Below are 23,347 nucleotides of genomic sequence, written 5' to 3' on the forward strand. Positions count from 1 at the left end.
GAAGGTCATGCCGTTCTGGTGGGCCGGGAGGGATTTGCGGCGGTGCAGCACCACGTCCTCGTCCCAGTTGAAGTCCACCCGGTGGTCGCCGCCGATCCACAGTTCGGCGTCCAGCGCGGCGGCCGCCACCTGGTCATCGGCCATGGTGGTGTCCACGGTTTCGGGATCGAGGCCCTTGAAACCCAGGACCACGGCCTTGTCCGAACCGTGGCCCCGCCCGGTGGCACCGAGGGAACCGAACAGTTCGGCCTGGACCCGTGTGGTGGAGCTCAGGTGTCCTTCGCCTTTGAGTCCGTCGGCGAACAGCTTCGCTGCCCGCATCGGGCCCACCGTGTGTGACGACGAGGGCCCGATGCCAACGGAGAACAGGTCCAGGACGCTGAGCGCCATTTAGGGGACCTCGGGGGAGGCGTACTCCCGCATTGCGTCCAGGAGCCAGCGGCCCAGGAAATCGGCGAACGAGGCGCGGGGGAAGATCCGGAAGGAGTCCTCGCCGGTCTTCCACAGCACCACGGGGATGTTGCCGATTTCGGTGGCCAGCGCCGTGCCGGCCGACAGGACGCGGGGGTGCAGATCCAGGGAGCAGCCCTTTTCCAGGACTGCCCGGGCCCGCGGTCCGGTGAGCTCGAAGGTGGTGCGGTTGGCGGAGAGATCCACCACCTGCCCTGCGCCGTCCGCCAGGGCTTCGCGCAGTGCCTGGATCAGGTCGCCGCCGAGGGACTCGTGGGCTTCCGTCGGTGCCACCACCAGGAATTCTTCGGGTCCGAGCCAGAGGACGGAGGTATCGCCCGTGCCGCTGACGCCGCCGCTCGCTGCGGGCAGTCCGCCGGTGACGGCAGCTATGCGCTGTCCGGCGTCGCTGTTCCGGTCAACCCTGAGGCCCACCATGGTGAGGAAGGAGACTTCGCGCAGTTCCACCACCCCCTTGACGGAGCCGGCTTCAAAAGCTTCGCCGAGCGGGGCGGCTGGGCTGACGCGCAGGGAGAGGTTCTTCTGGGCGGAGTTTGCGGGTGCTGCTGTTTCAGCCATCTTTGCGGGCTCCTTCAGGGTCAAAAAGTACGGTTTCTGCGACAACAACGTCCACGAGCTGGTCACCGGCGGCTGCCACGAGGGTTTCGCCGATCCGGTTGCGGCCGTTCTTGATCAGGGCCAGGCCGAACGACCTGCCCAGTGCTGCGCTGTGGTAGCTGGAGGTGACGAAGCCTTCCATCGGGACCGGCCCGTAGGCGGGGTTTGTGGAACGGCCCTTCTCCACTAGCTGGGTGCCTTCCGGCAAGCGCAGCGTCCCGTCCACCGGCAGGACGCTCACCAGATGCTTGCGGTCCTCACGCTGTCCATCAACCCGGGCGTAAGAGCGCTTGCCGATGAAGTCCTTGGCCTTGGAAACGATCCATTCCATTCCCGCGTCCTGCGGCGTGACGGTGCCGTCGGTGTCCTGGCCAACGATCGGGTAGCCCTTTTCGGCGCGGAGCACGTGCATGGTTTCCGTACCGTAGGGGGTGATGTTGAATTCGGCGCCGGCTGCTGCCACGGCTTCCCACGTGTTGAGGCCGTACCAGGACGGCACGTTGATCTCGTAGGCGAGTTCACCGGAGAAGGAGATGCGGCAGACCCGGGCGCGGACGCCGGAGGCGAGGGTGGTTTCGCGGAAGGTCATGAAGGGGAAGGCTTCGGCGTCCAGCCCGCCGTTGGCGGCCAGTTCCGGTGCCACCTTGGCCAGCACCTCACGGGACTTGGGCCCGACGACGGCGATGGTGCTCCACTGTTCCGTCACCGAGGTGCAGTGCACATCCAGTTCCGGCCATTCGGTCTGCAGCCATTCCTCCAGCCAGTCCAGCACCTTGGCGGCGCCGCCGGTGGTGGTGGTCATGAAGTAGGTTTCCTCGTCGAGGCGCAGGGTTACGCCGTCGTCGAAGATCATGCCGTCGGGGGTGCACATCACGCCGTAGCGGGCGGAGCCCGGGGCCAGCTTCTTGAAGGCGTTGGTGTAGATCCGGTTCAGGAACTCGCCGGCGTCCTTGCCCCGGATTTCGATCTTGCCCAGGGTGGTCGCGTCCATAAAGCCCACGGAGTCGCGGACGGCGGCGCATTCGCGGAGCACGGCGGCGTCCATGTCCTCGCCGGCCTGCGGGTAGTACCAGGGCCGCTTCCACTGTCCCACGTCCTCGAACAGCGCGCCCTTGGCGACGTGCCACGGATGGATGGAGGTGACGCGGGCGGGGTCGAACAGCTCGCCGCGCTGGCGTCCGGCCAGTGCCGCGAACGCCACCGGGGTGAAGGGTGCCCGGTAGGTGGTGGTGCCGATGTCGCCGATGCCGCGGGAGGCCTCGCCGGCAGTGCGCAGTGCGGCTGCGATGACGCCGATCGCGTTGACGCCGGAGGTCTTGCCCTGGTCGTTGGCGGTGGAGATTGAGGTGTACCGCTTGATGTGCTCCACTGACCGCATGCCGGCGCCGGTGGAACGCAGCACGTCAGCCACGGACTGGTCGCGCTGGAAGTCCACGAAGTGGTGGTGCCAGTCGTCCGGAGTGCCCTGCTCGCCCGGCACCAGCCACAGCTGGCGGGTGGGGGCTGACGCCTTAGGCTCACCCAGCGGGGAAGGTTCGACGTCGGCACTGAAGCCGGCAGCGATGGCGGCGGAAGCGCCGGCGGAGATTCCCTCGGCCAGGCAGTCAGCGGTCTCGAAGGAGCCGCGGCCCGAGCCGATGGTCTGCTGGTTGGGGACTGCGGTGCTCGGCACAAACGCGGCCAGGTCTTCGTCCCAGCGCAGCTTGCCCTGCCGCTGTGAGTGCAGGTGGACCAGCGGGCTCCAGCCGCCGGACACAGCCAGCAGGTCACAGGCGATCGTTTCGATGCCCGAGGTGAGTTCGCCGTCATCGTTGATGCTGCGGACGGTGACGCCGTCCAGCCGGCCGTCGCTATCACCGGCAGTATTGGCCACCGCGCTGCCGATCAGCACGCGGGTGCCGGCTTCGACGGCGGCTGCGGCCACGTCGGTGAGTTGCGGACGGGCGTCCACCACGGCGGCGATCTTGACGCCGGCGGCGCGCAGGTCAGCGGCCAGGGCGTAGGCGCTGTCATTGGTGGTGCTGATGACCACGCGCTGGCCGGCTGCCACTGCGTAGCGGTTCAGGTAGCTGCGAACAGCGGAGGCCAGCATGATGCCCGGGCGGTCGTTGTTCTCGAACACCAGCGGGCGTTCGTGGGCGCCGGGGGCCAGGACCACCTGGTTGGCACGGATGTGCCAAATACGCTGGCGCGATACGCCGGAAGCGGCGGGGGAGGACAGGTGGTCGGTCCGGTTCTGGACAGCGATCACGTAGTTGGCGTCGTAGGCGCCAAAGGCAGTGGTGCGGTTCAGCACGGTGGACTCGGAGCCGGAGACGAGCTCGGCCTCGACGTCAGCCACCCATTCCAGGGCCGGCTTGCCTTCGATGGTTTCTGCCAGTTCCGGTGTGGTGGAGCCGGAGAGGAGGGAACCACCAAGTTCGGGCTGGTCGTCCAGCAGCATTACGCGGGCGCCGCTGCGGACGGCCTCGCGGGCTGCTGCCAGACCGGCGGGGCCGCCGCCGATCACCAGGACGTCGGTGTGGACGTACTTCTTGTCGTATTCGGCGCGGTCATCGGCCGGGTCCAGCTTGCCGAGGCCGTTGAGGTATTCCGCCTTGAGGCCGTCCACCAGGGTGACGGTGGTGGCGGGGAGCATGGACTCGGCCACGTGGCCGGGGAAGCGGGGTTCGACGCGGACCAGCGCGTTGGCTTCCTCCACGCCGGCGGACATGATGCCGCGCGGGCGGTCCTCATAGAGCGAGTTGCCGGCGGCGACGTGGCCGTTGGCCAGCAGGGCGGAGGCGAGGGTGTCTCCCGGGTGGCCGGTGAATTCCTCGCCGTCCACCGTGAAGCGCCAGGAGATGGTGCGGTCGATGCGTCCGCCGGCGGCGAGGCGGGCGTTCTGGGAAGTCACTTGGTTGCTCCTTCCGGGGCGGTGGTGCTGGAAGTGGGGGAAGTGCTGGTGGCAGCGATGCTGGGTGCCGCGCTTCCGGTGGTGGTGCTGTCAGCGGCGGTGCTGGCAGTGCCGGTTTCGGCGGTCACTTTTCCGGCGGCGTCCGGCCGGGGCGAGCCCATCGGGTAGATCGCCTGGATCTCGTAGGTGACGGTGTCGCGGAGCATGTTGAACCACTGGCGGCAGCCGGTGCTGTGCAGCCAACGCTCGGCGAAGGCGCCCTTGGTGTTGTCCCGGTAGAACAGGTATTCGGCCCATTCGCGGTCTGTCAGCTCGTTGGGGCTTTCCGGGTAGGCCACGTGGGCCTGGCCGCCGTAGTGGAACTCGGTCTCGTCGCGCGAGCCGCAGTTGGGGCAGGAGATGAGCAGCATGTGCGTCTTCTTTCTAAAGTGCGTCTGGCGGCTAGTGGGCGACGGCGGCAGCGCCGTGTTCGTCGATCAGCGCGCCGGTCTCGAAGCGCTCCAGCGCGAACGGCTTGTTCAGCCGGTGCGGTTCGCCGGTGGCGATGTTGTGGGCGAAGGTCATGCCCGCAGCGGGGGTGGCCTTGAAGCCGCCGGTGCCCCAGCCGCAGTTCACGAACATGTTCTCCACCGGGGTGTTGCCCACGATCGGAGAGGCGTCCAGGGTGGTGTCCACGATGCCGCCCCAGGTCCGGAGCACGTGGGCCCGGGCGAAGATGGGGAACAGCTCGACGGCGGCAGCCATCTGGTGCTCGATCACGTGGAAGGATCCGCGCTGGCCGTAGCCGTTGTAGGAGTCGACGCCGGCGCCCATCACCAGTTCGCCCTTGTGCGCCTGGGAGACGTAGACGTGCACGTGGTTGGACATCACCACCGTGGGGTGGACCGGTTCGTGCAGTTCGGACACCAGCGCCTGCAGCGGGTGCGACTGGATCGGAAGCCGGAAGCCTGCCATTTCGGCCAGCACCGAGCTGTGGCCGGCAGCGGCGAGGCCCACCTTTTCGGTGTTGATGGTGCCGCGGTTGGTCTTGACGCCCACCACGCGGTTGCCGTCCTTGACGAAGCCGGTGACTTCGCAGTTCTGGATGATATCCACGCCCAGTTCGTCGCACTTGCGGGCGAAGGCCCAGGCCACGTGGTCGTGCTTGGCGATGCCGGCACGGGGCTGGTAGGTGGCACCCATGACGGGGTAGCGGATGTTGTCGCTGATGTTCAGGATGGGGCAGAGTTCCTTGACCTGCTGGGGGTCAAGCCACTCCGCGTCCACGCCGTTGAGCTTGTTGGCGCCGACTCGCCGCATGCTTTCGCGGACGTCGCCCAGGGTGTGGGCGAGGTTCATCACGCCGCGCTGGCTGAAGAGGAAGTCGTATTCGAGTTCCTCGGGGAGGATTTCCCAGAGCTTGAGGGCGTGCTCGTAGATGGCTGCGCTCTCATCCCAGAGGTAGTTGGAGCGGATGATGGTGGTATTCCGGGCCATGTTGCCACCGGCCAGCCAGCCTTTTTCCAGCACGGCGATGTTGGTCATCCCGTGGTTCTTCGCCAGGAAGTAGGCGGTGGCCAGGCCGTGCCCGCCGCCGCCCACAATCACGGCGTCGTAGGAGGACTTGGGCTCAGGGTTGCGCCAGAGGAAGTCCGGGTGCTCGGGAAGGTGGTCTGCGCTCACTTGGTGGCTCCAATCAAATCTGCTTCGAAGGCGGCAACGTCGGAGCCTTCGTTGAGGTGCGGGTAGAGGGGGAACTGTTCGGCAAGGGCCGTGACGCGTGCACGGAGTTCGACGACGGTTGCGTCACCAATGGTGCCGTTGCCCGCCGCGGCGATGAGCGCCGTCGCGATGATGTCCGCAACTTCGGCGAACTCGGTGGCGCCGAAGCCGCGGGTTGCCAGCGCAGGGGTGCCGATCCGGAGACCGGAGGAGACCATCGGCGGGCGGGGGTCGAAGGGCACGGCGTTGCGGTTCACGGTGATGCCGATGCGGTGCAGGGCGTCTTCGGCCTGCTGTCCGTCCAGCTCGGAGTTGCGGAGGTCCACGAGGACCAGGTGGACGTCGGTGCCGCCGTTGACTACGGAGATTCCTGCTGCGGCAACGTCGTCGCGGAGGAGCCGTTCGGCGAGAAGCTTGGATCCCTGCAGGACGCGCTCCTGGCGCTCCTTGAATTCGGGGGAGGCCGCGAGCTTGAAGGCCACGGCCTTGGCGGCGATCACGTGCTCCAGCGGACCGCCCTGCTGGCCAGGGAACACGGCGCTGTTGATTTTCTTGCCGTACTGCTCCTTGGCGAGGATGACGCCACCGCGGGGGCCGCCCAGGGTTTTGTGCGTGGTGGTGGTGACAACGTCTGCGTACGGCACCGGGTTCGGGTGCAGGCCGGCCGCAACCAGGCCGGCGAAGTGCGCCATGTCCACCATGAGGTAGGCGCCAACGAGGTCGGCGATGCGGCGGAACTCGGCGAAGTCCAGCTGGCGGGAGTAGGCGGACCAGCCGGCAACGATCAGCTTGGGACGGTGCTCCAGGGCCAGCGCCTCAACCTCGGCCATATCGATGCGGAGGTCGGATTCGCTCACGTGGTACGGGACCACGTTGTAGAGCTTGCCGGAGAAGTTGATCTTCATGCCGTGCGTCAGGTGGCCGCCATGGGCCAGGCTCAGGCCCATGATGGTGTCGCCCGGGTTCAGCAGGGCGAACATGGCGGCAGCATTGGCCTGGGCGCCGGAGTGCGGCTGGACGTTGGCGAATTCGGCGCCGAACAGGGCCTTGACCCGATCGATGGCCAGCTGCTCAACCACATCCACGTGCTCGCAGCCGCCGTAGTAACGCTTGCCCGGGTAGCCCTCGGCGTACTTGTTGGTAAGGACCGAACCCTGAGCCTCCATCACGGCGGACGGGGCGAAATTCTCGGAGGCGATCATTTCCAGCGTGGACTGCTGGCGCACCAGCTCCTGCGCAATGGCCTGCTGGACTTCGGGATCGACTGCGGAAAGTCGCTCGTTCAACTGCTCAACCACGGATGCTCCTTTGAAATACCACTTATTCAATGACTGATATATCAGTGTGAGGTCAATGGTATGATTGGGATCACAGCAGAGTCAATAGCTGGACCGAAAGCGGCTGAAAGCTACGAGTTCGGATTCGGCGGGTATCGAAGAACGGAGCAGCCCCTTGAATGCACTTCTTGCCCTGACACCGGCGGAGGAGGAAGCGCCGTCGCAGGCGGAGGCCGCCTACCGGCAGCTGCGCGACAAGCTGATCATGTTGGAAATCCGTCCCGGCGAGCCCATCAATGACGGCCAGCTGGCCGCCGAGCTCGGCTTTGGCCGTACTCCCGTCCGCGAGGCGATCAAACGGCTTGAGGTGGACCATCTGGTGATCTCGTATCCCCGGCGCGGGACTTTTGCCACCAACGTGGACTTTACGGAGCTGGCTGACGTGTCCGAGATACGGGAGCTGCTGGAGCCCCTCGCGGCGCGCCGCGCGGCGGACAGGGCCAGCGAAAGCATGCGCCGGGAACTGCTGCAGGTGGCTGATGCCATTGCAAGTATCGGTCCCGGCGCCGGCGAATCACGCGACCTGATGCGCTACGACCTGATGGTGCACCGGCTGATCTACAAAGCCGCGGCCAACCCGCACCTGGAAGACACCCTGATCCGCTACGACAACCTGGCCACGCGGATCTGGTGCGTGGTGCTGGACAAGGTCCCCTCGGTGACCGGCCACATCACCGAGCACGTGGATCTGCTCAAGGCGGTGGCCGCCGGCGACGCGGACAGGGCAGGGGAGCTCGCTTTGCACCACGTCACCAGCTTCGAGGAAACCATCCGGAAGATCCTCTAGCCGCCCCGGGACGCTCTCTCACTTAACGCGGCATAAACCGGGGCCCTCTCTCACTTAACGTCGCATAAATCGGGACGCTCTCTCACATAACGCCGCATATACCGGGACGCTCTCCCGCCCTTGAAAGGATGGAATGCGCGCCAGGCCCGCTGCCACCCGGAACGCCCAGGACCACACCGTCAGGTTCGGCTTCGCCTTCATCGGCGTTTTGCTCATCGCAGTCAACCTTCGGGTGTCCTTTGTCAGCGTGGGTCCGGTGCTCGCCAACATCAGCCGCGATCTTGACCTGACAAGTGCTGCAGCAGGGTTCCTGACGGGGCTTCCCCTCGTTGCTTTCGCTGTCTTCTCACCCGTGGCCCCCGCCTTCGCTTCCCGCCTGGGCCTCGACCCTGCGCTGTGGATGTCCCTGCTGATCCTGGCCTCGGGCATCGTGCTCCGCTCCCTGCCTGTGCCCGGCCTGGTCTGGGCGGGCACGGCATTGATCGGTATGGCCATCGCGTTCCTCAATGTCCTGCTGCCCTCCCTCGTCAAGCGCGACTTTCCCATGAGGGTCAGTCAGTTGACGGGGAGCTACACCGCCACCCAGGCCGCCGTCGCCGCCATGGGGGCCGCCGTCGTCGTGCCCGTGGCGCAAACGTCCCCCGCGGGGTGGCGGCTTGCCCTCGGTATCTGGGCGGGACTTGCCCTCATCGCCATGGCGGTGCTCCTGCCATGGCTCCGCCGGCACAGCTCCGGCAGTGTGGACGCCGCCAAGCCGGCGGTCTCCTACCGGTCGCCTTGGGCATCAGCCTTGGGCTGGCAGGTGACCATCTTCATGGGACTTCAGTCGATCGCCTTCTACGTCCTGATGGCCTGGCTGCCAACCATCGAACAAAGCCGCGGGGTCCCGGCCGCTACCGCCGGAATCCATCTGTCCCTTTTCCTGCTCGTCAGCGTTTTCGCAAGCCTCGGGGCAGGCGGAATTCTTCACCGCGGTTCGGACCAGCGGCTTGTTTCCTTCGCCAGCGGAGCGGCGATGGTTGTGACGTTCCTGGGCCTGGCGATCGCGCCGGACCTTATTCTGTTGTGGGTTGTTCTGGGGGCAATCGGATGCGGAAGCCTCATTGTCATTGCCCTGTCGCTGTTCAGCCTCCGGACCGTGAACCATCCGCAGGCGGCATCGTTGTCCGGCATGGCCCAGTCCGTTGGTTATGGCCTCGCTGCCGTGGGGCCGGTGATGTTCGGCGGGCTTCGCGATCTGAGCGGAGATTGGACGCTTCCGCTCCTGGTCACCGCGGGGATCATGACGGTCCTGGCCATGACAGGCCTGCTCGCGGGGCGGAACCGGGTGATCGACTCCTCGACATGACGCCGCCACCCGTCGTCGTACTTTTTCTCCAACGCGGGGTCACTTCCGGCCCAATTTCCCGGCTCGGATGGGCCGTAAGTGACCCCGCGTTGCTGTATCGAAACCAGGTCAGGCCCGCGCCTGGGCCTTGACGGACGTCCGTTCCACGGTGGGGCAGTGCATCTTCGCCACCCCGTCGGCCGCCATCTCTGGTGCCCCCTCGAGCTCCAGCAGCATCCGCACCCCCGCCGCGCCCAGTTCGTAGTGGGGCAGCGAAACCGTGGACAGCGGGGGCCTAAGATGCGCGGCGATGACTTCCTGGTTGTCGAAACCCACCACGGCGATGTCGTCTGGGATGGACAACCCGCGTTCCCGCAGGCCGTCGTAAAGGCCCATGGCCATCCGGTCGTTGTAGCAGTACACCGCCGTCACGTCGCGCTGGAGGAGCGCCCCGGTGGCCCCGTATCCGCCTTCCTGGTCCGGATACGCTTCCATCACCAGCTCGGGATCGAACGGAACCCCCGCCTCCTCAAGTGCCTCGCGGTACCCCTGGAGCCGGCCGTCCTTGGCCGGGGCGGGAATGGTGGCGTTGATGAAGGCAATCCGGCGGTGGCCGTGCCGCAGCAGGATCTCCGTGGCCGAGCGCCCGCCCTGGACTTCATCCGGGACCACGGCGCGGGCACCGGGCTCATGGGAAAAGCAGTTCACCAGGACGAAGTCCGCTTCCCGCAGCGGTGCAGGGATGTCGGTCTCCCGGTGGAACCAGGTGGAGTAGAGGATGCCCCGCACTTTGTACTCGAGCATCATCTGGATGGCGTCCTGCTCCAGCTCGCCGTTGCCCTCGGTATTGGCGATCAGGAGGGCGTAGCCGTGCTTCCACGCCTCGTCCTGGGCGCCATGGATGATCTGGCCGGCAAAGGGGGTGGTGGCAACGCCGTCGGCCACCAGCCCGATGAAGCGGGAGGTTCCGCTGACCAAGGTCTTGGCCATGGCATTCGGCCGGTAGCCGAGGGTCCGGATGGCATCCTTGACGCGCTGCCGGGTCTCTTCGGCGATCCGGGCACTTTTTTTCTTGTTGACCACCAGTGAGACGGTGGCGGTGGAAACGCCGGCGGCTTCGGCGACCTCCCGCAGGGTGACAGGGTGGGCGCGTTCCGGGGTCCGCCGGGAGCGGGCAGCAGGCGCCGCCTCCCCTGAACTTTTCTCCATTGAACTCATCTGCCCTCCGTCAGGAGTATATCCATCTGTTGGCGCTCTCATCCCTTCGTCGCCCCGCTCTCCAGCCCCTGGATCATGGCCTTGTTGAGCACCAGGAACACGAGCAGCAGCGGGGTGATGGTGACGCACACAGCCGCAAACGTTGCGGTCCAGTCCACCTTGCCCATGGCGCCGATGTAGTTCTGCAGGCCCAGCGGGATGGTCTTCAGGTCCTCGGACAGCACGAACGTGTTGGCGAAGATGAAGTCGTTCCAGATGAAGATGCTGTTGACCAGCACCACCGTCACCACCGTGTTCAGGGACAGCGGCAGGGTGATCAGCCCGAAGATCCGGTAAGGGCCGGCGCCGTCCAGGGAAGCTGCCTCGTAGGTCTCGCGGGGAATGTACTCAAAGAACGACGAGAACAGATACACGGACATCGGCAGCGAGAAGCCGGCCAGCGGGATGATCATCGACTGGTACGTGTCCAGCAGGTTCACCGCCGAGTAGTCGATGAACAGCGGGACCAAGGCGATCTGAACCGGGACGATGATGCCGATCAGGAACAGCCCGCGCACCAGTCTGCTGAGCCGGAACCCCAGCACCTGGATGGCGTACGCGGCCATCATGCCGAACAGGACAATCAGGATGTTGGCACCCATGGTGACGATGAAGCTGTTGAGGATGTTCCGGCCCAGGTCCCCGGTTTCGAAGGCCCTGGCGTAGTTGTCCCACGTGAGGGAGCTGGGGAGGGCAAAGGGATCGCCCGTGGCAAAGTCGTGTTCCGTCCGCAGGCTGGTCAGGAACAGCCACGCGAGCGGGTAGACCTGGACAATCACAATGAGCATGATCAGCACGCGGGAGAGCGTCCGGAAGAGGTTGGGCTTACGACGGCGGCGGGAGACTGCCGGGCGCGGCGGAACCACTGCGGGTGGGCTGGCTGGGGGTGCCTGGATGGTCATGACTCTGCCTTCCTTTTGAGCAGGAACAGGATGAGGCCGACGGCGACGAGGCACTCAACGACGATGAAGACGGAGATGGTGCTGGCATAGCCGAAGTCCGTGCTGGTGAATGCGGTCTTGTACATGTAGGTGGTCAGCAGTTCGGAAGATTGTCCCGGCCCGCCGTTGGTCATCAGGTAGGGAATGTCGAAGCCGCGCAGGCCATAGGTCGTGGCCATGATGGTGGTGGTGATCCAGACCGGCCGGATATACGGGAAGCGGATTTTGGTGAACAGGGTCCAGCGGGAAGCGCCGTCCAGGACTGCGGCTTCCTCCAGCTCCTTGGGCACGGCAATCAGGGCCGCGTAAATGATGAGCATGTACAGCCCGGTGAATCGCCAGCCTTCCGGGGTCGATACTGCTGCGAGCACGGTGGTGACGTCCGAGAGCCAGGGCCGCTCCAGGCTGGCCAGCCCGATCCAGTGCAGCAGCTGGTTGAGCAGGCCCACGGGGTCGATGGAGTAGATCCGGACGAACAGGAACGCGATGGCCACGGTGGAGATGATCGCGGGCAGCAGGTAGAGGGTCTTGATGAGCTCGCGTCCCCGGCTGAGGGAGGTGAGCAGGCTGGCCACCAGCAGGGCGCCGCCCAGCTGCAGGACCAGGCAGATGGCCAGGTAGAGGAGGGCGTTCAGGAACGCGCGCCAGAAGATGTCGTCGGCAACGAACATCCGGACATAGTTGTCCAGCCCCACGAATTCCATGTCGCTGATGCCGTTCCAGGAGAAAAAGCTGAGGAACAGCGACTGCAGGATCGGGAAAAGTACCGCTGCGCCGTAGAGCAGCAGGGGCGGGAGCAGGAAGACCAGGACCGAGGTCCGTGACCTGTTGGGAAGCATCCTGTTGGGTTGCATGGCGGGCCTTTCGGGCGGGGGACCGGGAAGGTCCCCCGCCGCAGTGGTTACTGGAAGAAGCAGTGCCTACTTGAAGAACTTCGGGGCGTTTTGCGCAATGGTGTTGTCCATGGTGGCCGTGAACTGATCCGGCGTGATGTTGCCCTGGACCAGCAGGACGAGCTCCTGCTGCAGCCGGCCGTTCGTGGTGGGATCAAGCTGGGTGTCCCACGGCATGGCCTGCTTCGAGCCCAGGTCCTTGGCCTGGTCAAGGGCCTTCCGGTAGAGCGGGGTGGCGTTGGCCGGGACGGTGGTTTCGACGTTGGTGGTGGGGGAGAGCGCGCCGGTGGCCGCATATTCCGCGGGGTACTTCTGCAGCGCGAACTTCAGGAAGTCACTCACCAGCGGATCGTAGGTCTTGGAATTGACGGCCATTCCAATGCCCGACGGCGAGACGAACTCGTTTGCCGACGTCGCCGATCCCGCCGTGGTGGGCAGGGTGAAGAAGTCGATATCGTCGCGGACGGCCGGGTTCAGTTTGTCGGTGGCCAGGCTGGGCAGTTCCCATGTTCCGATGTTGTACATCGCGGCCTGGCCGGAGGTGAACTGGTTCTGCGCGTCGGAGTAGCCCTGGGCGGAGAAGCCTTCCTGGAAGCACTTTGCCTTGCCCAGCTCCGCCATCCAGTTCACGGTCTTCTGCCCGGCGGCATCGGCGAACTTCGCTTCGCCCTTCTTCAGCTTCTGGACAAAGTCCGGCCCGGCTTCCCGGAACGGCTGGTAGGCGACGTAGCGCTCCAGCGGCCACTGGTCCTGGCCGTCGATGGCGATGGGGGTAATCCCGGCTTCGCGGAGGGAGGTGCACATGGCGGGGATGTCATCCAGCGACTTCGGGACGGCCACCCCGGCCTTCTCCAGAAGGGCCTTGTTGTACCAGATGAATTCCAGTTCGAACTGGAACGGAATCATAAAGAGGGACCCGTCATCGAACCGCTGGTAGTCCAGCGCACCGGGGCGGTAGTCGTCGTAGAGGTCCAGCGTCTTCAGCAGCTTGTCGGCGTCCACCATCTTGCCCTGCTTGGCCAGCTGCTGCGCGAAAGGTGTGGCGTCGGTATCGAACAACTCGGGCAGCTTGTTGGCGGCGGCCAGGGTCTCGAGCTTCTGGATGTAGGACGGCCGGTCGGGGGTGGTGATGAGGTTCAGCTTGAAGCCCGGGTGGTCCTTGGCATAGTCATCGGCAAGCTTGGTCATGATGTTGATGACGGCGCCGTCGGCCGGGCGGGACAGCAGCCACGAGATTTCGCGGGGTTTGACCTCGCCTGCCGGACTGACATTCGAGGGATCGGTGGAACTGCCGCCGCCACAGGCGGTCAGGGCGAGGACGGTGACAGCTGCGGCGGCGGCTGCGCGGAGCATATTTTTCATTGCGGCAATCTTCCTTGATTGGAACGGAGGGGTTTGGGGAGGGACAGGGATTTAGTTGCTGGTGCGTTTGCGTACTTCAAAATCTGTGACGGTGGCTGAGCCTTCGCCGGCGAACAGGCCAATCCGCCCCGACGGAAGGTTGTAGATCCTGGTGCTGAGTGCCACCTGCCGGTCTACGACGGCGACGCACAGATCGCCCTCGACGACGACTTCCAGGGTGTGCCGGCCGGGGCTGAGGTCGCAGGGGCGCTCGAGTTCCAGCTCGAACGCGACATCGCCGGAAACATGCCACTGCGCGTCGCCGCTGATAGCCCGGGGCCACCGGTCGAAGACCAGCCGGCCGCGCTTGGGCTCGAGGCGGAGGACGTAGGAGTGGTCGCCGTCCGGGCTGGCGCGAAGCAGCAGTCCGCATTCGGTGGTGCCAGGTTCGATGTCCAGCACTGCCTTCGCGTAGAACTGGCCGGGGAGGTCCTCGTTGGAGATGGTGGCTGAGTAGCCGTCCGGTACATGGAGCCGCGTGGGTAGTTCACGGTTGAAGGTCAGCGGCACCTTGTCCCAGAAGCTGTCCACCAGTTCGTCGGCGAAGCCGAAGCCCAGGGTCCCGTCGGAGTTCTGCCGGGCCTCCAAAACTGCCATGGTGCCCGCCCACTGCCAGGCGCCGTCGTCGGAACTTCCTTCTTTGCTGGCGATCCAGCCGAAGAAGAACCGCCGGCCGTCCCGTTCCGCGGATTTTGAGGCGTAGAAGGCCCGCCCGTCGATGGAGTCCTGGGCCGGTACCGTCCAGGGGCCGTCGGGGCTCCTGGACATGCGGTACCTGGTGGTGAAGTTTTCCGAGAACTCGGAGTAGACCATGTACCACCAGCCGCCCCAGGAGAACACGTCCGGGCATTCGTGGGTGATGTAGCGGCGGGGGTCCCAGAACGGCTCGGTGTACTCCCAGGTGACCAGGTCCCGGGAGGTGCACTGGGCGATGACGCCGCGGCGCCGCTCGGGCCCCTCCGAGTGCCGGGCGGCGATCAACATCCGCCACTGGCCGGCTGCCTCATCCCGGAAAACGAAAGGATCCCGCCAGTCGCCGGACTCGTAGCCGGCGGGGGCGCCGAACGTGAGCTCAGGGTGCTTAACCCAGGTGCGCATGCCGTCAGTGCTGGTGGCGTGCATGACCAGCTGCAAGGGCAGCCCGTCCGGCCCCAGGTTGTTCGGATTCTGCCCGGTGTAGAACAGGTGGTGGACGCCTGATTCGTCCACCACGATGCTGCCCGTATAGGCGTTGAAGTCCAGGTCCGCGTCCGTTCCATGCGGGAGGGACACTCCGTGGTCCTGGAACTGGATCAGGTCCTTGGTGGTGACGAGGTTCCAGGCGGTTCCCGGTTTTGGTTCGGAACGGACCTCGTGGAGGTAGAAGAGCCAGAACTCACCGTCGTGCTGGAAAGGGATGAGGTCCCCCACCCAGGCATCGGCGGGCTGGAAGAAAATCGGGTGATTCATCGGCGTTGATGTCCTTCTGCTAAAGCGTTTGATCACCTCGAAGGTAGCGCTAATCGTCTGCGTGATCAAGCGTTTTAGCAAAGTTAGATCCGCGAGCAGTGGAAGTTGCGAACAGCGGCTGGACTTTTTGCCTAAACGCTTGACCAGGAAGTCGCTCCGGCGGTAGCTTCTCCTGCTAAAGCGCTTAATCAGAACGGCGACCCGACGCCAACGAAGGCGCACCACCGGGCGCACGGGCAGAGCCGCCCCCACGAGAGGAAGTCAATGATGACCCATGCCATTTCCCGCCGCCATGTCCTGCAGGGCACAGGAGCAGGAGCCCTCGCGCTATTCATCAGCAGCGCCGCGTCTGCCGGTCCTGCCCTCGCCCAGGGGTCCCTGCGGGCTGCTTATCACATGACGCCGCCGTCCGGCTGGCTTTGCGACCCGCAGCGCCCGGTCTACCTGGACGGCGCCTACCATCTCTACTACCTGCATTCCACGCAGAACAACGGCCAGGGCGGATGGGACCACGCCACCACCGCCGATGGCGTGTCCTTCACCCACCATGGAGTTGCACTGCCGCTTCAGCCGGACTTCCCCGTGTGGTCGGGCTCAGTCGTTGTGGACAGTGCCAATACTGCGGGGTTCGGGGCCGGCGCCATTGTTGTGCTGGCCACGCAGCCCACGGGCGGCATCCGTAAGTACCAGGAGCAATACCTCTACTGGTCAACTGACGGCGGCTACACCTTCACCGCACTGCCCGATCCGGTGATCTTTAACAGCGACGGCCGGACCGCCACCACGCAGGCGGAGATCGAGAATGCGGAGTGGTTCCGCGACCCGAAGATCCACTGGGATGAGGCGCGCAGTGAATGGGTGTGCGTCATTGGCCGCGCCAGGTACGCGGCCTTCTATACGTCAACGGACCTGCGTAACTGGCAGCTCAAACGCAACTTCGACTTTCCGAACCACGCCCTGGGCGGGATCGAGTGCCCGGACCTGTTCGAAATGACAGCGAGTGACGGTTCCCGGCACTGGGTGCTCGGCGCCAGCATGGACGCCTACAGCATCGGGCTGCCCATGACTTACGCCTACTGGACCGGAACGTGGGACGGGGAGCAGTTCCTCGCCGACGACGTCAGCAACCCGCAATGGCTCGACTGGGGCTGGGACTGGTACGGCGCCGTCACCTGGCCCGTGGCGGAGGCGCCCGATACGCGGCGGTACGCGATCGGCTGGATGAACAACTGGAAGTACGCCGCCCGTGATGTTCCCACCGACGCCACCGACGGGTACAACGGCCAGAACTCCATCGTTCGCGAACTGCGCCTGGAGCGCCAGGCAGGCGGGTGGTACTCGCTGCTCAGCAGCCCGGTCGGGGCACTGGCGCAGTACACCACGGCCACCACCCACCTCCCGGACCGCTCGGTCAACGGAAGCGCAGTGTTGCCATGGGGCGGCCGGGCTTACGAGCTGGAGCTGGACATCTCGTGGGACGTAGCCGCGAACGTCGGCGTCTCGGTGGGCCGCTCCAGTGACGGTGCCCGGCACACGAACATCGGCAAATACGGCAGCGACCTGTACGTGGACCGGGGGCCGTCGGACCAGCCAGGCTTCTCGCTGGTCCCATACACGAGGGCCGCGGCACCGATTGATCCCGCCGCACGCTCAGTACATTTGCGGATCTTCGTTGATACGCAGAGCGTCGAAGTGTTCGTCAATGCCGGCCACACCGTGCTCTCGCAACAGGTGCACTTCGCGGCGGGTGACACCGGGATCTCCCTGTATACCGACGGCGGCCCTGCCACCTTCTCCGGCATTACCATCCGTTCGTTCGAATAGCCGGAACGCCGAAACGGCGGCCCGCGCCAGAAGGTGCGGGCCGCCGTCGTAATTCTCGACGGGCTCCGAAGTTAGATGATCGCGGCCTTCAGTTCCTTGGCAGCGACGGCGGGGTCGTCGGCGCTGTAGATGGACCCGCCGACGACGGCCACATCAGCACCTGCACGCTGCACCGCTTCAATGGTGGAAAGGTTGACGCCGCCGGCTACGGAGAACGGGACGCGGGCCTCTTCGCCGGCGCTCAACAGCATGTCCAGGTTGTAGCCTGGCTTCGCCTGCTCATCCAGGCCGGCGTGGAACTCGATGAACCTGGCCCCCAGCGCGCGGGCTTCCTTGGCCCGGGTGACCTTGTCCGCTACGCCAATCAGGTCCACCACAATCCCCTTGTTGTGGGCCTTGGCAGCCTTCACGGCCCCGGCGATGGTGGAATCGTCCGCGCTGCCCAGGACGGAAACCAGATCCGCGCCGGCGGCGAAGGCGATCTCCGCCTCGAGCTCGCCGGCATCCATGGTCTTCATGTCGGCGAACACAATCTTGTCCGGGTGGGCGGTCTTGACAGCGGTGACGGCGGACAGCCCGGCGTTCTTCACCAGCGGTGTGCCCAGTTCAATGATGTCCACGTATTCGGCGACTTTGCCGGCAAGGTCGAGGGCGGCTTCGATGGTGAGGACGTCCATGGCGACTTGCAGTTTCATGTTGTATCTCTTTCGGTTGACGCGTTGTTGAGAGAGGCTTGATGAGGGAGGGTGCAACTCATTCGAGGTTCGCGTGGCGCTGCCAGAGGTCCTCCGGGGCGGCGGCGTCCTCGTCCCACAGGCTTTGGAACACGGCTTCGGTCGTGGCGAACAGCACCTGCTCGAAGAGGCTCCCGGAGTACTGCCGGGTTACCGCCGAGCCGTGGTCCGTCTTCTGTGCCGCAGGAATCAGGACGACGGCGGCCGCGGCATTGGCCAGCGGGGAACTTTTGCTGGTGGTGTAGGCGGCCACGCGGGCGCCCTGGGCGACGGCGGTTTCCGCCGCCTTCACCACGCCGGCGGTGGTGCCGGAACCGGAGGCTGCGAGCAGCAAGTCGCCGGCCCGGATGGCGGGGGATGTTGTTTCGCCCACCACGTGCACGGTCAGTCCGAGGTGCATCAGCCGCATCGCCGCCATTTTCAGGACCAGGCCGCTGCGGCCGGCGCCGGTCACGAAGATCCTGTCGGCCAGCCTCAGCTCCGTCACCAGGGCGGCCACCTCTTCGGGATCGATCCGCCGGAAGACGGCGCTGATCTCGTCCAGGACCAAGGCGCGGTTCTGGTCAAAGGCACGGGACGTGCCGGGGGCTGTATGGGCCGGGTCTGTTGCTGCTGCGATAGCGCTCATGCGTACCTCCTTGGACGTTGTGACCCTTCAATGCTCGCCCGTCCTGCGGGTGGGTCCAACGCCATGATCGGACGGTCCTTGCTACCCAAAGGGGTAGCTGTTTCGCGCTGCGCCCGTACACTGGGCAGGTGGAACACCCCAATACCGCCTTGCTTGAGGCCGTCGCCGATCTGGCCACTGCTCCGCTGATGGAGATCGCCCACCGGCTGCGGGAGGCCGCCAGCCCTTACTGGGAATCGACTGCCCTGGTGATTTTCACCGAAGACTGCACCGGCCGCCCGCAGAAGAAGTCCGGTGCCGAGGCCATCATCAGCCGGGTCTCGATCGCCGAACTCGACGCCATCCGGGCCACGCTCCCCGCCGACGCGGACGCCGGGACGTGGCGCGGCGAAGCCGCCTTCGGCGGCGGAATCCGGCAGATTCTCGCCATGACGTCGCCCAGCAACGCACTGTTGGTCCTCTCCGACCCGCAGCCAATTCCAGGCTCCGACACTGGGCCGGACCCGCACTGGCTGCTCAACTACCTGTGGCGCCTGGCGGCCGAACGGATCCGCGAAAAGGTGGCTGATGCGCCGCCGTCGTACCTCATGGAATCCCGCGCCGCATCTGCAGAGCGCCTGCGCGTGACGGCCGAACTGGTGGACCAGCACTCCACCACCCTCGAGACCCTGCTTGCTGCGCTCAGGTCGCCGGCGCTGGCCGACGCTGCCGCACGCACCGCCGCAACTGACGTCGCAGCCAAAGCCCTGGTGGGCCTGCGCACACTCAGCGACCGGACCACTGACCTCGTCGAAGAGCCTGTAGCCTCAGCTTTCCAGCGCCTCCGCGAGGACCTCCGCCCGCTGATGAGCTTCAGCGGGATCGACGTGCAGTTCATCGAACCCCCGGTCAACGGCCGGGCGCTTCCCGGCGAGGTTGCGCACGCAGCAAGGGCCCTTGTGCGCGGCCTGGTGCTGGCAATGGTGGACCAGGAAGGCGTCCGCCGGGTCCGGACTCAGTGGGATTGCGACGGCGTGAACCTGCTCATCAACGTGCGCGATGACGGCCCCGGCGAACTGTCCGCATCGGCGCCGGCCATGGCGCGCCTCGTCCAGCGCGTCGAGGCCCTCAACGGCAGTATGGGCGTGGACGTGATGCCCGGCTGGGGTGCCGACGTCGCCGTCACCCTCCCGCTGGACCCGCCAGCCCGCCCGCTGGCGGAGGTGGCCGACTGGAACCTGGGGGAGCGGGAAGTCGAGGTGCTGCAGCTGCTTGCCGCAGGGCAGCGCAACCGCGGTATCGCCGCGAAACTGCATATCAGCGAGAACACCGTGAAGTTCCATCTCCGCAACCTGTACCGGAAGATCGGCGCCTCCTCCCGTACGGAAGCCATGGCGCTCGCGCACAGCAACGGCCTGCGTTAACGCGATTAACGCGCTTGTCAGCTCCGTCACAGCTCCCGGTCTAGGATCGAAACTGTGGAACCAACCCTATGGTGCCACGGGCGGGAGTATGGATCATGGCTTCGAACAATGACCGGGAGCCCGACGCCGACGCGGAGGCGGGCCACGGCGGCGTGCAGTCCGTGGACCGCGCCCTCGCGGTCCTGGAGATCCTGGCGCGGGACGGCCACGCGGGCGTGAGCGACATCGCCGAGGAAATGGGCATCCACAAATCCACCGTCTCCCGGCTGCTTGGTTCGCTGGTGAGCAGGGAAATGGTCCACCAGAACAGCGAGCGCGGCAAATACCAGCTGGGCTTTGGCATCCTCCGGCTGGCCAGCTCCATCCCGGGCAGGCTCAGCCTGGTCCGCGAGGCCAGGCCCGTGCTCGAGGCCCTCGCCGAGGAATTCAAGGAAACGGTGAACCTGGCAGTCCTCCGCTCCAACTACGCCGTCAATGTGGACCAGGCGATGGGCCCGTCCACCCTGGCCACCTACGACTGGGTGGGCAACCTGACGCCACTCCACGCCACCTCCAGCGGAAAGGTCCTGTTGGCGGCCCTGCCCGCCGAGGAACGGGACCGCATCCTGACGGAGACCGGGCTGCCGCCGCGGACTCCCCGGACCATCACTGACCGGAAGGAACTCGAAACCCAGCTGCTCGACGTCGCGCGCGACGGGTACGGCGTGGTGCGGGAAGAGTTCGAGATCGGCCTCACGGCAGTCGCCGTTCCGGTCTATAACCACCTGGGCGCCGTGATCGGGGCCATCAGCATCTCCGGACCGGCCTTCCGCTTCGATCCGGAGACCGCGCCGGGACTCATCGAGGGCCTCCAGCAGGCCGGGCTGCAGGTCAGCGCCAGGATGGGCTATACCCGGCGCTAACTGCCGGCCGAACCTGCCGATGCAGCCGGCGGATACCCGGCCATCAGCGCCGCCGAAACCACCCAGATGACGCCTATCCCTGCCACGGCCAGTCCGCCACCCAGCCCGGTAGCAGAGGCGGCAAGTCCCGCACCGGCGGCCGATGCCGTGGCCCGGAAGCCCGCGCCCACCGTGAAGATCTGCGACCGCAGGTGCGGCGGGCTCAGGTGGTTGCGGAGGAAGAGCATGGCTGCGGAAGTGGAGGCGGTGAACACTCCCGACAGGCCTATGGCAGCCACGGTCCAAGCGGTGCCGAAGTCGAAGGCCGCCCCGATGGTCAGCAGGCCGGTGGCCAGGAATCCCAGCATCATCACTGTGTGCGGGCGGGCGCGTGTGGGCCGGATGGTCTCGTACAAGGCGCCGAGAAGGCTCCCGACGGCGAACGCAGTCACCAGCAGTGCACCTTGGCCGGGCGTACCGATGCGTTCGATCGAGAGTGCCACGGCTGCCACCGCAAGTCCGCCCTGGCCAAGTTGGGTCAGGGTGGACGCTCCGGTGACCACGGCCAGTGGCCTGTGGCTGAGGATGCGGTGCAGGCCGGATTTGACCGTTTGCCACACCGAGCCGCCGGTGCGGCCGCGGGCCTTTAGGCCGGCAACGGCCGCGCCGACGGCTCCGGCGAACGCGGCGGCTGAAAGGACCCACAACGCGGCACCGCCGGGCAGGAACGAGGCCATGACAGCCACCAGCGCGGGCCCGGCAACTGCAGAAATGTTGTAGGAGAGCGCGTCGTAGGCGAAGGCCCGACGCTGGTCAGGGATCTCCTCTGCCACAAAGCTCGAAAGCCCGCCCATGTAGAAGGGTGAGAGCGCCCCGGCGACGGCCAGGAACGCGAACACCAGGGGCAGCGGGACCTCGCCGAGGAAGGACGCCGTGGCCAGGGCAGCCGCGGTCAGGAAACCCGCCACCGCTACCAGGACTCCTGGCCGGCGGGAGCGGTCCAGCGCCGCACCCACCATCGGCGCCGCAATAACGCTGGGTCCAAGCGAGACGGCCACCAGGGCGCCGCCGATTGAGACGTCGTCCAGTTCCTGGACCGCGAGGATGGGGATGGCAACGGTAGAACCTGCCATCGCCAGCCGCGGCGGCACTGAGGCCGCAAGGTATCCAAGCGCGCTCATTCTGTTTCCCCGGCCGCTGCCGTGCGCTTACCCTGCACCGGCACTGTGTACATCGCTCAGGTTGTCCTCAGAGCGGTCCAGGTACCCCAGCAACAGGTTGGCCGCCCGGTCCGGCTCCCCGGACTCGAGGGCTGCGCAGATCGCCTCGTTGTCCGGCAGGTAATGACGGTAAAAATCGGCATCCATGGTGGCTTTATGAAAGTAGAGCCGCATTTCCGCCAGCACCTGACTCATGATGCTGTTCAGCCGCGGACTGCCGGCCATCGCAACGATGGCGCCGTGGAAATGCTGGTTTGCGGTGCCCAGGGCTTCATTGTCGCCAGCCGCCGCGGCCCGCTTGCCTTCCTCCACCGCTGCCCGGACCGCAGCGATGTCCTCCGCGCTGCCTCCGCCGCGGACCGCGCTGACTTCGATGGCTCGGCGCACGGTATAGACGTCGTGGATGTCCCCTGCGTCGAGGTTGGCCACGAAGACGCCGCGGTTGGGGAGGCGGACCACCAGCCGTTCGCTGGCAAGTTCGGCGAAGGCCTCCCGGACGGTGTTGCGGGAAACCCCCAGGTCCTCGGCGATGGTGGATTCGGTGAGCCGGGTTCCCGGCAGCAGCGTTCCCTCCGCAAGTTGGCGCCGCAATTCCTCTGCCACCCGCTCGGCCACGGAAGGTACTGCGACCCGGAGGCGGCCAGGAGCCGGCCGGACGGTGGGGCTCGAAGAGGTCATACCCGAGAATTTACACGATCGCCACATCGTTGAATCGAAGGATCGTTGAACAATTTGGATTTTTAGTGCATCCTAGTGGGGAGCCATCAATGAGACGGGAATCACAAATGACAGCCATCGACCTCAACAGCGACGTCGGCGAATCCTTCGGGCGCTGGACCCTGGGTGATGACGCGGCCATGTTCGGTTCGGTGTCCAGCGCGAACGTCGCCTGTGGGTTCCACGCTGGAGATCCCACCGTCATCCGCAGGACCTGCCGGAACGCGGCGGCAGCCGGCGTCGTCATCGGCGCTCATGTGGGCTACCGGGACCTGGCAGGTTTCGGCCGCCGCTTCCTGGACGTCAGCCCCACCGAACTGGCCGACGACGTCGTCTACCAGATCGGTGCCCTGCAGGCCCTCGCAGCCGCGGAGGGAGCCCGGGTCCAGTACGTGAAGCCGCACGGCGGCCTTTACAATGCCATCGTCAATCACACTGCCCAGGCCCAGGCCGTCGTCGACGCAGTGAAATCGGTTGACCTGGGCCTGCCCATTCTGGGCCTCCCCGGTTCCGAGGTCCTGCGGCTTGCGGAGGAAGCGGGCCTGCGCGCGGTGACCGAGGCTTTCGCCGACCGGGCGTACAACCCTGATGGAACACTAGTGTCCCGCTCACAGCCCGCAGCGGTCCTTCACGACCCCGCCCAAGTGGCGGAGCATGTATTACGGATGGCCACGGAAGGCTCCGTCCGGGCCATCGACGGATCCACCCTGAAGATCCGCGCAGAAAGCATCTGCGTGCATGGTGACTCACCGGGGGCCGTGGCCATGGCCGCCGCCGTGAAGTCCGCACTTGAGGATGCCGGTGTCAGCATCGGCTCGTTTCTCTAAACCCCGCACCATCCCCATCCCGAACCACCCCTCATCCCCCCCGGAGGAAACATGAC

Annotated in this window: 21 protein-coding genes; 6 read left to right on the forward strand and 15 right to left on the reverse strand. The window is 66.0% G+C overall.

What is annotated here, in order from left to right; translation table 11 throughout:
* The 6 genes from FNL14_RS22865 to glyA form a co-directional block, all read right to left on the reverse strand.
* Positions 1-390: serine dehydratase beta chain (locus FNL14_RS22865; protein ID WP_304653960.1), on the reverse strand; the 390-nt coding region annotated here is incomplete at its 3' end.
* Positions 391-1,029: a sarcosine oxidase subunit gamma gene (locus tag FNL14_RS22870; protein WP_142065071.1), complete on the reverse strand. Its 639-nt coding sequence runs from the start codon at positions 1,027-1,029 to the stop codon at positions 391-393.
* Positions 1,022-3,964 (reverse strand): sarcosine oxidase subunit alpha family protein, encoded by a 2,943-nt coding sequence (locus FNL14_RS22875; protein WP_142065074.1) that lies wholly within the window; start codon positions 3,962-3,964, stop codon positions 1,022-1,024. Before FNL14_RS22875 ends, FNL14_RS22870 begins: the two co-directional genes overlap by 8 nt.
* On the reverse strand, positions 3,961-4,374 hold the full coding sequence (locus tag FNL14_RS22880; RefSeq protein WP_091419219.1) for a sarcosine oxidase subunit delta: 414 nt from the start codon (positions 4,372-4,374) through the stop codon (positions 3,961-3,963). The genes FNL14_RS22875 and FNL14_RS22880 overlap by 4 nt, the downstream gene beginning before the upstream one ends.
* A 31-nt stretch (positions 4,375-4,405) precedes the next feature.
* Positions 4,406-5,626, reverse strand: coding sequence for a sarcosine oxidase subunit beta family protein (locus FNL14_RS22885; RefSeq protein WP_142065077.1), 1,221 nt, complete (start codon positions 5,624-5,626; stop codon positions 4,406-4,408).
* Positions 5,623-6,963 carry a serine hydroxymethyltransferase gene (gene glyA, locus FNL14_RS22890; protein ID WP_142065080.1) on the reverse strand — a complete coding sequence of 447 codons (1,341 nt, stop codon included), beginning with the start codon at positions 6,961-6,963 and terminating at the stop codon, positions 5,623-5,625. Before glyA ends, FNL14_RS22885 begins: the two co-directional genes overlap by 4 nt.
* A 154-nt stretch (positions 6,964-7,117) precedes the next feature.
* Here glyA and FNL14_RS22895 point away from each other — a divergent pair, with 154 nt between their 5' ends.
* Together FNL14_RS22895 and FNL14_RS22900 are read left to right on the forward strand one after the other, a co-directional pair.
* Positions 7,118-7,789 (forward strand): GntR family transcriptional regulator, encoded by a 672-nt coding sequence (locus FNL14_RS22895; protein ID WP_142065083.1) that lies wholly within the window; start codon positions 7,118-7,120, stop codon positions 7,787-7,789.
* Positions 7,790-7,922: 133 nt separating this feature from the next.
* On the forward strand, positions 7,923-9,137 hold the full coding sequence (locus tag FNL14_RS22900) for an MFS transporter (RefSeq protein WP_142065086.1): 1,215 nt from the start codon (positions 7,923-7,925) through the stop codon (positions 9,135-9,137).
* A 108-nt stretch (positions 9,138-9,245) separates the two neighbouring features.
* Here the strand turns inward: FNL14_RS22900 and FNL14_RS22905 are convergent, their stop codons facing one another.
* The 5 genes from FNL14_RS22905 to FNL14_RS22925 all read right to left on the reverse strand — a co-directional run bounded on the left by FNL14_RS22905 (position 9,246) and on the right by FNL14_RS22925 (position 15,057).
* Positions 9,246-10,334 carry a LacI family DNA-binding transcriptional regulator gene (locus FNL14_RS22905; RefSeq protein ID WP_181762753.1) on the reverse strand — a complete coding sequence of 363 codons (1,089 nt, stop codon included), beginning with the start codon at positions 10,332-10,334 and terminating at the stop codon, positions 9,246-9,248.
* Positions 10,335-10,372: 38 nt separating this feature from the next.
* Positions 10,373-11,275, reverse strand: coding sequence for a carbohydrate ABC transporter permease (locus FNL14_RS22910; protein WP_142065089.1), 903 nt, complete (start codon positions 11,273-11,275; stop codon positions 10,373-10,375).
* On the reverse strand, positions 11,272-12,153 hold the full coding sequence (locus FNL14_RS22915) for a carbohydrate ABC transporter permease (RefSeq protein WP_142065116.1): 882 nt from the start codon (positions 12,151-12,153) through the stop codon (positions 11,272-11,274). Before FNL14_RS22915 ends, FNL14_RS22910 begins: the two co-directional genes overlap by 4 nt.
* 81 nt (positions 12,154-12,234) lie before the next feature.
* On the reverse strand, positions 12,235-13,569 hold the full coding sequence (locus FNL14_RS22920; RefSeq protein ID WP_142065092.1) for an ABC transporter substrate-binding protein: 1,335 nt from the start codon (positions 13,567-13,569) through the stop codon (positions 12,235-12,237).
* A gap of 51 nt (positions 13,570-13,620) precedes the next feature.
* Positions 13,621-15,057 carry a GH32 C-terminal domain-containing protein gene (locus tag FNL14_RS22925; protein WP_142065094.1) on the reverse strand — a complete coding sequence of 479 codons (1,437 nt, stop codon included), beginning with the start codon at positions 15,055-15,057 and terminating at the stop codon, positions 13,621-13,623.
* Between the two features lie 267 nt (positions 15,058-15,324).
* Here FNL14_RS22925 and FNL14_RS22930 point away from each other — a divergent pair, with 267 nt between their 5' ends.
* Positions 15,325-16,881, forward strand: a complete 1,557-nt coding sequence (locus FNL14_RS22930; protein WP_142065119.1) for a glycoside hydrolase family 32 protein — start codon at positions 15,325-15,327, stop codon at positions 16,879-16,881.
* Positions 16,882-16,952: 71 nt separating this feature from the next.
* Here the strand turns inward: FNL14_RS22930 and hxlA are convergent, their stop codons facing one another.
* The gene (gene hxlA, locus FNL14_RS22935) at positions 16,953-17,576 is read right to left on the reverse strand and encodes a 3-hexulose-6-phosphate synthase (protein ID WP_142065097.1); all 624 of its coding nucleotides are present in this window, start codon (positions 17,574-17,576) and stop codon (positions 16,953-16,955) included.
* Between the two features lie 58 nt (positions 17,577-17,634).
* A complete protein-coding gene (gene hxlB, locus FNL14_RS22940) occupies positions 17,635-18,243 on the reverse strand; it encodes a 6-phospho-3-hexuloisomerase (RefSeq protein ID WP_142065100.1) in 609 nt (202 codons plus the stop codon).
* 128 nt (positions 18,244-18,371) lie between these two features.
* Here hxlB and FNL14_RS22945 point away from each other — a divergent pair, with 128 nt between their 5' ends.
* Both FNL14_RS22945 and FNL14_RS22950 read left to right on the forward strand, forming a co-directional pair.
* Entirely contained in the window at positions 18,372-19,646 is a 1,275-nt protein-coding gene (locus FNL14_RS22945; RefSeq protein ID WP_370455910.1) for a LuxR C-terminal-related transcriptional regulator, read from the forward strand.
* 95 nt (positions 19,647-19,741) lie between these two features.
* Positions 19,742-20,548 (forward strand): IclR family transcriptional regulator, encoded by an 807-nt coding sequence (locus tag FNL14_RS22950; protein WP_142065103.1) that lies wholly within the window; start codon positions 19,742-19,744, stop codon positions 20,546-20,548.
* Here FNL14_RS22950 and FNL14_RS22955 read toward each other — a convergent pair.
* Complete coding sequence (locus FNL14_RS22955) at positions 20,545-21,708, reverse strand: MFS transporter (RefSeq protein WP_142065106.1); 1,164 nt, start codon at positions 21,706-21,708, stop codon at positions 20,545-20,547. The two genes, FNL14_RS22950 and FNL14_RS22955, sit on opposite strands and share 4 nt — an antisense overlap.
* Positions 21,709-21,735: 27 nt before the next feature.
* Positions 21,736-22,425, reverse strand: coding sequence for a GntR family transcriptional regulator (locus FNL14_RS22960; protein WP_142065108.1), 690 nt, complete (start codon positions 22,423-22,425; stop codon positions 21,736-21,738).
* A gap of 107 nt (positions 22,426-22,532) precedes the next feature.
* On the opposite strand from FNL14_RS22960, the gene FNL14_RS22965 reads away from it, so the two are divergent.
* Positions 22,533-23,291 (forward strand): LamB/YcsF family protein, encoded by a 759-nt coding sequence (locus FNL14_RS22965; RefSeq protein ID WP_142065111.1) that lies wholly within the window; start codon positions 22,533-22,535, stop codon positions 23,289-23,291.
* Positions 23,292-23,347: the final 56 nt, after the last annotated feature.

Source organism: Pseudarthrobacter sp. B4EP4b (assembly GCF_006680095.1).
GTDB lineage: Bacteria > Actinomycetota > Actinomycetes > Actinomycetales > Micrococcaceae > Arthrobacter.

Excerpts from the sequence above, each read along its gene's own strand:
- FNL14_RS22955 (WP_142065106.1), bottom strand. The coding sequence starts at position 21,708 with ATGAGCGCGCTTGGATACCTTGCGGCCTCAGTGCCGCCGCGGCTGGCG.
- hxlA (WP_142065097.1), bottom strand. The coding sequence starts at position 17,576 with ATGAAACTGCAAGTCGCCATGGACGTCCTCACCATCGAAGCCGCCCTC.
- hxlB (WP_142065100.1), bottom strand. The coding sequence starts at position 18,243 with ATGAGCGCTATCGCAGCAGCAACAGACCCGGCCCATACAGCCCCCGGC.
- FNL14_RS22910 (WP_142065089.1), bottom strand. The coding sequence starts at position 11,275 with ATGACCATCCAGGCACCCCCAGCCAGCCCACCCGCAGTGGTTCCGCCG.
- FNL14_RS22880 (WP_091419219.1), bottom strand. The coding sequence starts at position 4,374 with ATGCTGCTCATCTCCTGCCCCAACTGCGGCTCGCGCGACGAGACCGAG.
- FNL14_RS22905 (WP_181762753.1), bottom strand. The coding sequence starts at position 10,334 with ATGAGTTCAATGGAGAAAAGTTCAGGGGAGGCGGCGCCTGCTGCCCGC.
- FNL14_RS22965 (WP_142065111.1), top strand. The coding sequence starts at position 22,533 with ATGACAGCCATCGACCTCAACAGCGACGTCGGCGAATCCTTCGGGCGC.
- FNL14_RS22920 (WP_142065092.1), bottom strand. The coding sequence starts at position 13,569 with ATGAAAAATATGCTCCGCGCAGCCGCCGCCGCAGCTGTCACCGTCCTC.
- FNL14_RS22900 (WP_142065086.1), top strand. The coding sequence starts at position 7,923 with ATGCGCGCCAGGCCCGCTGCCACCCGGAACGCCCAGGACCACACCGTC.
- FNL14_RS22960 (WP_142065108.1), bottom strand. The coding sequence starts at position 22,425 with ATGACCTCTTCGAGCCCCACCGTCCGGCCGGCTCCTGGCCGCCTCCGG.
- FNL14_RS22930 (WP_142065119.1), top strand. The coding sequence starts at position 15,325 with ATGACCCATGCCATTTCCCGCCGCCATGTCCTGCAGGGCACAGGAGCA.
- FNL14_RS22915 (WP_142065116.1), bottom strand. The coding sequence starts at position 12,153 with ATGCTTCCCAACAGGTCACGGACCTCGGTCCTGGTCTTCCTGCTCCCG.
- FNL14_RS22950 (WP_142065103.1), top strand. The coding sequence starts at position 19,742 with ATGGCTTCGAACAATGACCGGGAGCCCGACGCCGACGCGGAGGCGGGC.
- FNL14_RS22925 (WP_142065094.1), bottom strand. The coding sequence starts at position 15,057 with ATGAATCACCCGATTTTCTTCCAGCCCGCCGATGCCTGGGTGGGGGAC.
- FNL14_RS22870 (WP_142065071.1), bottom strand. The coding sequence starts at position 1,029 with ATGGCTGAAACAGCAGCACCCGCAAACTCCGCCCAGAAGAACCTCTCC.